Source organism: Kitasatospora sp. NPDC058444 (genome assembly GCF_042721415.1).
In the GTDB taxonomy this organism is placed as follows: Bacteria; Actinomycetota; Actinomycetes; order Streptomycetales; family Streptomycetaceae; genus Kitasatospora.
This window is the reverse complement of sequence record NZ_JBHXLL010000003.1, coordinates 413,779-421,209: the sequence shown is the minus strand read 5'-3', so window position 1 is coordinate 421,209 and position 7,431 is coordinate 413,779. Positions and strand designations below refer to the sequence as shown.

Annotated in this window: 6 protein-coding genes, 1 tRNA gene and 1 pseudogene; 4 read left to right on the top strand and 4 right to left on the bottom strand. The window is 72.2% G+C overall.

Annotated features, from left to right (window positions below):
- A pseudogene (locus tag ACFWP2_RS06385) lies at positions 1-133 on the bottom strand (ABC transporter ATP-binding protein); the annotation flags it as partial.
- 290 nt (positions 134-423) lie between these two features.
- Between ACFWP2_RS06385 and ACFWP2_RS06380 the strand changes: the two are divergent.
- From ACFWP2_RS06380 to ACFWP2_RS06370, 3 genes are all read left to right on the top strand, one after another.
- Positions 424-505, top strand: a tRNA-Leu gene (locus tag ACFWP2_RS06380).
- 140 nt (positions 506-645) lie between these two features.
- A complete protein-coding gene (locus ACFWP2_RS06375) occupies positions 646-1,563 on the top strand; it encodes a Bax inhibitor-1/YccA family protein (RefSeq protein WP_380448911.1) in 918 nt (305 codons plus the stop codon).
- A gap of 87 nt (positions 1,564-1,650) precedes the next feature.
- Positions 1,651-2,034 carry a hypothetical protein gene (locus ACFWP2_RS06370; RefSeq protein WP_380448909.1) on the top strand — a complete coding sequence of 128 codons (384 nt, stop codon included), beginning with the start codon at positions 1,651-1,653 and terminating at the stop codon, positions 2,032-2,034.
- Positions 2,035-2,185: 151 nt separating this feature from the next.
- Here ACFWP2_RS06370 and ACFWP2_RS06365 read toward each other — a convergent pair whose 3' ends face one another.
- The 3 genes from ACFWP2_RS06365 to ACFWP2_RS06355 form a co-directional block, all read right to left on the bottom strand.
- A complete protein-coding gene (locus ACFWP2_RS06365; RefSeq protein WP_380448907.1) occupies positions 2,186-3,124 on the bottom strand; it encodes a hypothetical protein in 939 nt (312 codons plus the stop codon).
- A 290-nt stretch (positions 3,125-3,414) separates the two neighbouring features.
- Positions 3,415-4,635: an acetyl-CoA C-acetyltransferase gene (locus ACFWP2_RS06360; RefSeq protein WP_380448905.1), complete on the bottom strand. Its 1,221-nt coding sequence runs from the start codon at positions 4,633-4,635 to the stop codon at positions 3,415-3,417.
- Between the two features lie 63 nt (positions 4,636-4,698).
- Complete coding sequence (locus ACFWP2_RS06355; RefSeq protein ID WP_380448903.1) at positions 4,699-5,778, bottom strand: SGNH/GDSL hydrolase family protein; 1,080 nt, start codon at positions 5,776-5,778, stop codon at positions 4,699-4,701.
- A 217-nt stretch (positions 5,779-5,995) separates the two neighbouring features.
- Between ACFWP2_RS06355 and ACFWP2_RS06350 the strand changes: the two genes are divergently transcribed.
- The gene (locus tag ACFWP2_RS06350) at positions 5,996-7,396 is read left to right on the top strand and encodes a cystathionine beta-synthase (RefSeq protein ID WP_380448901.1); all 1,401 of its coding nucleotides are present in this window, start codon (positions 5,996-5,998) and stop codon (positions 7,394-7,396) included.
- Positions 7,397-7,431 lie beyond the last annotated feature (35 nt).

Sequence of the window (7,431 nt, the reverse complement as noted above, 5' to 3'; positions counted from 1 at the left end):
CCTGGGGGAAGACGACGCTGACGTTGTCGAGGGCGACGACGCGGGTCTCCCCCTCCCCGTAGACCTTGTTCAGGCCGGTGGCGCGGGCGGCCGCCAGGCCGGTACGGACGGCGGTTGCGGTCGACGTGGTCACGGGGGCTCCTTGTGCTCGTGGACTTGTACCTCCATGTTCCGCGACGTGATCATGGTCCTGCGTCGATCCGCCGGACGGTTGGCCCTACCACCGCTGGGCGTACAGGAGGGGTGGACCCCTCCTCCTGCGGTATGACGTGAACCCTGAGGCGGACGGATGGCCGGAACGGATATCCTTCGTGGCCGAATCCCGGACAGTTCGTCAGATGGCAAGGAAACATGACAACTTCCGGGGCAGGGAACATGCGAAAGAGTGAGCCGGGAGACTAGGCTCAGGGTGGTTTCGCAGACGCCCGGATGGTGGAACGCAGACACGGGCAGCTTAAAACTGCTTGGCCGCGAGGCCGTGCCGGTTCGAGTCCGGCTCCGGGCACCGAATAATCCGGCGGGGGCGCAGACGGCGTCCCCGCCGGTCGTTGTTCACCGGATCCTCCTCGCGGCGTATCCCGGAATTTTTGCCAAGCCATTACCCTTGTACGGGGCGGTGCAGTGCCGCCACGGAGGGAATGAGCAATGAGAAGCAGCAACCCGGTCTTCTCGCGGGAGGGGTCCTTCACCCGCGACGCCGGCTACGCGGGGTTCGGTACCACCGCGCAGGCCGGGAGCCCGTACGGCCAGAACCCCTACGGCCAGAACGCCCAGGGCCAGAACCCGTACGGCCAGAACCCGTACGCGGGCACGCCCTACGCCCAGCAGCCGCAGGGCCAGGGCCCGATGACCGACGAGCAGCTCTACGAGCTGTACAACGGCCCGTCGGCCGGTCCGGCGGCCACCGGGCGGATGACGCTGGACGACGTGGTCGCCCGCACCGCCATGACGCTGCTGACCCTGGTCGTCGCCGGCGCGGTGGCCTGGTTCGCGCTGCCGTTCGAGAACTTCGGCTTCGCGATCGCCGCCAGCCTGGTGGCCATGGTCGTCGGCCTGGTGGTCTCGTTCAAGCGCAGCGTCAGCCCGCCGCTGATCCTGACCTACGCGGCCCTCCAGGGCTTCGCGATGGGCGCCGTCTCGCACGCGTTCAACACCATGCTGAACGGCATCGTGATCCAGGCGGTCCTGGGCACGGCGGCGGTCTTCGCCGCGATGCTGTTCGCCTACAAGAGCGGCAGGATCCGGGTCACCGCGCGCTACCAGCGGATCGGCATCGCGATCGCCCTGGGCTTCGTGCTGCTGCTGATGGTCAACATGATCGCGTCGGCCTTCGGCGCCGACATGGGCCTGCGCTCCGGCCCGCTGGGCATCGTGGTCGGCCTGGTCGGCATCGGCCTGGGCGCCTTCTTCCTGTCGCTGGACTTCGCGGCGATCGAGGAGGCCATCGCCCAGGGCGCCCCGCAGCGGGAGTCGTGGCGGGCCGCCTTCGGGCTGACCCTGTCGCTGGTCTGGATCTACATGGAGATGCTGCGCCTGATCGCGATCCTGCGCGGCGACGACTGACGGTCCCTCCCGTCGTGAACCACTGCCGCCGGGCCCCGGAGCACTGCGCTCCGGGGCCCGGCGGCTTTCTCGCTTACGCTCCTACCCATGCATGACGTGGAGCCCCTGGACGTGAACCCCCTGGTCGAAGCCGCCGAGTCCCTGGCGGATCGTTTCCGCTCGCTGCCGCAGAGCAAGCTGCTGGGCGCTGTGCCCGGGCACCCCTCGCGGGCGGCGGCCGCGCTGGAGCTGGCGCGGCGGCTGGCCGGGTCGGCGCTGGCGGCCGAGGGCGGCCCGCAGCGGGAGTTCCCGGACGCCGGGGCCTTCGCCGTGGGGGACCAGCTGGCCGTCGCCGCGCACGACCTGGCGGCCGCGCTCGCGGCGCTGCCGCGGGGGGCGGAGGTGGCGCTGCCGGACGGCCCGGTGGCGGCGGCCGAGGTGCTGGCCGGGGCGGTGGCCGCGGTGCGGGAGACGGCGGCGCTCTGCGGCTGATCCCCGGGGGGCGCGCACACGCCGAAGGCCGGCCGGGTCGGTAACCCCTTGACCCGGCCGGCCTTCGGTGCGCTGCGTGCCGGTGGCCCGGTGGCCCGGTGGCCCGGTGGCCCGGGGATCCGGGGATCCGGCGATATCCGGTGAGCCGGTGTCAGATGCTGGCGACCACCCGGTCGGCGAGCACGTAGACGGCCTCCTCGTCGGTGGAGAAGGTCAGCGAGTACGAGCCGGAGAAGCGCGAGCCGCCGAGCAGTCGGACGTGCTCACCGGCGCGGACGGCGTCGATCAGCCGGTAGGCGGCCTCCCGGTCGCCCGGGGCCACGCAGAGGGTGGTGCCGTCGGCGAAGGCGTATACGTCCAGGGTGCCCAGCGGGCCCGGGCGGACGTCGATCAGGGCGACGGCGTCCTCGGCGAGGGCGGCCAGCCGGTTGTCGGTCCACTCCCGGGACGGCGCCTGGCTGGGCACGAAGTCGGGGTGCGAGGGGTGGCGGCGCGGGTCGGGCGCGGGGGCCGGGGCCTCCTCGACGGCCGGGTCGGCGTCCAGCAGCCCGGCCTCCAGGCCGGTGGCCAGCAGGTCGGACTCGCGGCGGGCCCGGGCGTCCTTGGTCTCGCCGACCGGGTGGCCGGGGCGCAGCGGTGCGCCGCCCTCGGTGCCGGGCTCGGCGGGGGCGGTGCCGCCCTCGTTGATCAGGTCCTCCAGCGCGGAGCGCAGCGCCTCGCCGAATTCCGGGTCCATCGTCCCGGCGTTGTCGACGGCGTCCTGCGGGCCGGTGGGGCGGGGGAAGAAGAGCGGCCATTCGTCGGTGCCGGAGAAGGCGCCGGAGAACGGGGAGTCGAACAGCGGCGCGTCCTCGGCCGCGCGGGCCTCCTGCTCGGCCCAGAACGCCCGGGCCTCGATGATCTCCCGCTCGCGGTCGGCGGCGAGCGCCTCGGCGACGGCCCGGCGTATCGCGGCCTCGTCCACCGGGACGGCCGTGGCCGGGGCCGCGGCCTGCGCGTCCAGTCGGCGGGAGAGTCCGCGGAGGTGGAGCAGCACGGCGGTCGCCACGGCGATCAGGATCAGCAGCAGGATGGTGTAGACGGCGCTCACGGAACGTACTCCTAGCGAGGAGCGGAACGGGGTTACGTGTCCACACTGCCGCATGCGGGGCTGTTACCGCAGTGGCGAATGTCCAATTTGTCAGTGACTTTCGCTCTTGTCCCCAAATTGTTAGGTAACACCGTTCTACGCAGTGCAGTTGATCCGCTCCGCAGTGTCGATTTCCGGGCCGAAAACGAAAGAAAAGAGGGCCGGATCGACCTCGCGGTGTGATCCGGCCCTCAATTACGCTGCGTCACTCCAAATGGGTGGTCCAGACCCTTCGGAGGGCGTCCGGAGGGTCAGCTGAGGCGCTCGATGACCATCGCCATGCCCTGGCCGCCGCCGACGCACATGGTCTCCAGGCCGAACTGCTTGTCGTGCCACTGCAGGGAGTTGATCAGGGTGGTGGTGATCCGGGCGCCGGTCATGCCGAAGGGGTGGCCGACGGCGATCGCGCCGCCGTTGACGTTCAGCTTGTCCAGGTCGACGCCGAGGTCGCGGTAGGAGGGGATCACCTGGGCCGCGAAGGCCTCGTTGATCTCGACCAGGTCGATGTCGTCGATGGTCAGGCCGGCCCGCTTGAGCGCCTGCTTGGACGCCTCGACCGGGCCGTAGCCCATGATCTCGGGGGAGAGCGCGCTGACGCCGGTGGAGACCACCCGGGCGAGCGGGGTGATGCCGAGCTCGCGGGCCTTGGTGTCGGACATGATGACCAGCGCGGCCGCGCCGTCGTTCAGCGGGCAGCAGTTACCGGCCGTCACGGTGCCGTCGGGGCGGAAGACCGGCTTCAGGCCGGCCACGCCCTCCAGGGTGACGCCGGCGCGCGGGCCGTCGTCGGTGCTGACCACGGTGCCGTCCGGGAGCGTGACCGGGGTGATCTCGCGCTCCCAGAAGCCGGCCTTGATGGCGGCCTCGGCGAGGTTCTGCGAGCGGACGCCGAACTCGTCCTGCTCGGCGCGGGTGATGCCCTTGAGCGCGGCCAGGTTCTCGGCGGTCTGGCCCATCGCGATGTAGGCGTCCGGCAGCAGGCCGTCCTCGCGCGGGTCGTGCCACGCGCCGCCGCCCTCCGCGGCGCGCTTCGCCGTACGGGCCTGGGCCTCGTCGAAGATCGGGTTCATGGTGCCCGGCAGGCCGTCCGAGGTGCCGTTCACGCTGCGCGAGACGGTCTCCACGCCGGCCGAGATGAAGACGTCGCCCTCGCCCGCCTTGATCGCGTGCAGCGCCATCCGCGTGGTCTGCAGCGAGGAGGAGCAGTAGCGGGTGATGGTCGCGCCGGGCAGGTAGTCCATGCCCATCTGGACGGCCACGATGCGGGCCAGGTTGTGGCCCTGCTCGCCGCCGGGCAGGCCGCAGCCCAGCATCAGGTCGTCGATCTGGCAGGGGTCGAGCTGGGGCACCTTGGCCAGGGCGGCCTGGATGATGTGGGCGGTCAGGTCGTCCGGGCGGACGTCCTTGAGCGAGCCCTTGAAGGCCCGGCCGATCGGCGAACGGGCAGCGCTGACGATGACGGCTTCGGGCATGGCGGGCTCCTCGCTGGGTGACGGCGGACCTGACGTCCGGGAGGAAAGTTACCGCCTGGTAGGTCAGGCGTCACCCGCACCAGCGTGTGAGCTGGCCGACGTATTCCCGGGAGCTCCGCCGGGGCGCGCACCGGCCTCCTTCCCGCTCTCCGGGCCGGGTAGACCGATCCGCAGCCGGTGCCTCAGCTGGGCCCAGCGGCCCGCGCCCTCCGTTGGCACGGCCGCCACCTCGGTGCCCTCCCGCCCGGCCGCCGCGGCGGCCGCGACCGCCACCGGCAGCACCGCGGCGCCCGGGACGGCCGTGGTCGGGCGCTCCTCCTCCGGCCAGAGCCCCAGCACGGCGCAGACCGAGGGCAGCACGGCCATCGCGGCGGTCGCGTAGCCCTGGGCGGAGGGGTGGTAGCGGTCGGCGGCGAACATCTCCGGGCGCGCGGCGAACTCCGGACCCAGCAGGGAGCCCAGCGAGACCGTCCGGCCGCCCGCCTCCACCACCGCGATGGTCTGCGCCGCGGCCAGCTGCCGGCTCAGCCGGCGGGCCACCCAGCGCAGCGGCGGCCGCACCGGCTTGATCGTGCCGAGGTCCGGGCAGGTGCCCACGACCACCTCGCAGCCGTTGGCGCGCAGGGCGGCGACGGCCTCGCCCAGCTGGCGCACGGCCAGCTGGGCCGGGCTGTGCCTGGTCACGTCATTGGCGCCGATCATGATCACGGCGACGTCCGGGTGGTGCGGCAGCGCCTGCTCCAGCTGGCCGGAGAGGTCGGCGGAGCGGCCGCCGGAGCGGGCCACGTTGACCAGCCGGACCGGGCGCTCGGCCACCGAGGCGAGGCCCGCGGCCAGCAGCGCGCCCGGCGTCTCGCCGGAGCGGGCCACGCCGAGGCCGGCGCCGGTGGAGTCGCCGAGCACGGCCAGCACGAGCGGCGCCTGCGGGGCGGCGGAGCGGTCGGCGAAGGCCTCGCCGTAGACGCCGTCGGCCCTGGGCGGGTGGGTCTCCAGGACGCCGATGGCCTGGATCGCGAGTTTGCTCTCGGTCAGCAGCAGGCCGACCAGGCCCACCCCGAGCAGACCCAGCCCGCCGCCGCCGTACGCCGCCGCGGTGGCGATCCGGCGGGCCACCCGGGCCCGCGAGTGCTGCGCCCCTGGCATCCCGGTGCCCCCTTCCCGTGCTCCTGCCGGCCCCTCCGGGGTCACGGCGATGCCTGCACAGCGGTCTTACCCGCGCGGGGGCCGGGACTACCGGGGGTGTCGGTAGGGGTGGGCCATCGGGGGCGGTGGGATTGAGGGGAGCCGCGGGGCGCGTGCCACGCCCTAGGCTTTGCAGTACCGATAAGCAGTCGCACGCCCACAGACCGGGAGGACCCCCGTGCGGTACCACAACTCGATCATCGATCTGGTCGGCAACACGCCGCTGGTCAAGCTGAACAAGGTCACCGAGGGCATCAGCGCGACAGTGCTGGCGAAGGTCGAGTACTTCAACCCCGGTGGCTCGGTCAAGGACCGCATCGCGATGCGCATGATCGAGGCCGCCGAGGCCTCGGGCGCCCTCAAGCCGGGTGGCACCATCGTCGAGCCGACCTCCGGCAACACCGGTGTCGGCCTGGCGATCGTGGCCCAGCAGAAGGGCTACAAGTGCATCTTCGTCTGTCCCGACAAGGTCTCGACCGACAAGATCAACACCCTGCGCGCGTACGGCGCCGAGGTGGTCGTCTGTCCGACCGCCGTCGCCCCGGAGCACCCCGACTCGTACTACAACGTCTCCGACCGCCTGGTCCGGGAGACCCCGAACGCCTGGAAGCCGGACCAGTACTCCAACCCGGACAACCCGGCCTCGCACTACCACTCCACCGGCCCGGAGCTGTGGGAGCAGACCGAGGGGAAGATCACCCACTTCGTGGCGGGCGTCGGCACCGGCGGCACCATCTCCGGCACCGGCAACTACCTGAAGGAGGCCTCCGGCGGCAAGGTCAAGGTGATCGGCGCCGACCCGGAGGGCTCGGTCTACTCGGGCGGTACCGGCCGGCCGTACCTGGTCGAGGGCGTCGGTGAGGACTTCTGGCCGACCGCCTACGACCGCGACGTCGCGGACGAGATCGTCGCCGTCTCCGACAAGGACTCGTTCCAGATGACCCGCCGCCTGGCCAAGGAGGAGGGCCTGCTGGTCGGCGGCTCCTGCGGCATGGCCGTGGTGGCCGCACTGGAGGTGGCCAAGAAGCTCGGGCCGGACGACGTCGTGGTGGTGCTGCTGCCGGACGGCGGCCGCGGCTACCTGTCGAAGATCTTCAACGACGACTGGATGGCCGACTACGGCTTCCTGCCCTCCTCCACCGACGAGGCGCACATCGGCGAGGTGCTGGCCCGCAAGGAGTCCATCGAGCAGGGCGGCGTCCCGCAGTTCGTCCACATGCACCCGAACGAGACGGTCGCCGAGGCGGTCCGGGTGCTGCGCGAGTACGGCGTCTCGCAGATGCCGGTGGTCTCCCCGGGCGCCGGCCACCCGGACATCATGGCCGGCGAGGTGATCGGCTCGGTGGTGGAGAAGCTGCTGCTGGAGGGCATCTTCGCCAAGGAGATCGAGCTCACCGACACGCTGGACAAGGTGATGTCCAAGCCGCTGCCGGTGGTCGGCTCGGGCGAGACCGTCACCAACCTGATGACCGTGCTGGAGAAGGCCGACGCGGCCGTCGTGCTGGTGGAGGGCAAGCCGCAGGGCATCGTCACCCGCCAGGACCTGCTGGGCTACCTGACCGGTCGCGCCCAGCACTGACCCGGCGTCGGCCGCGCGGTGCCGCTGCCGCCTCG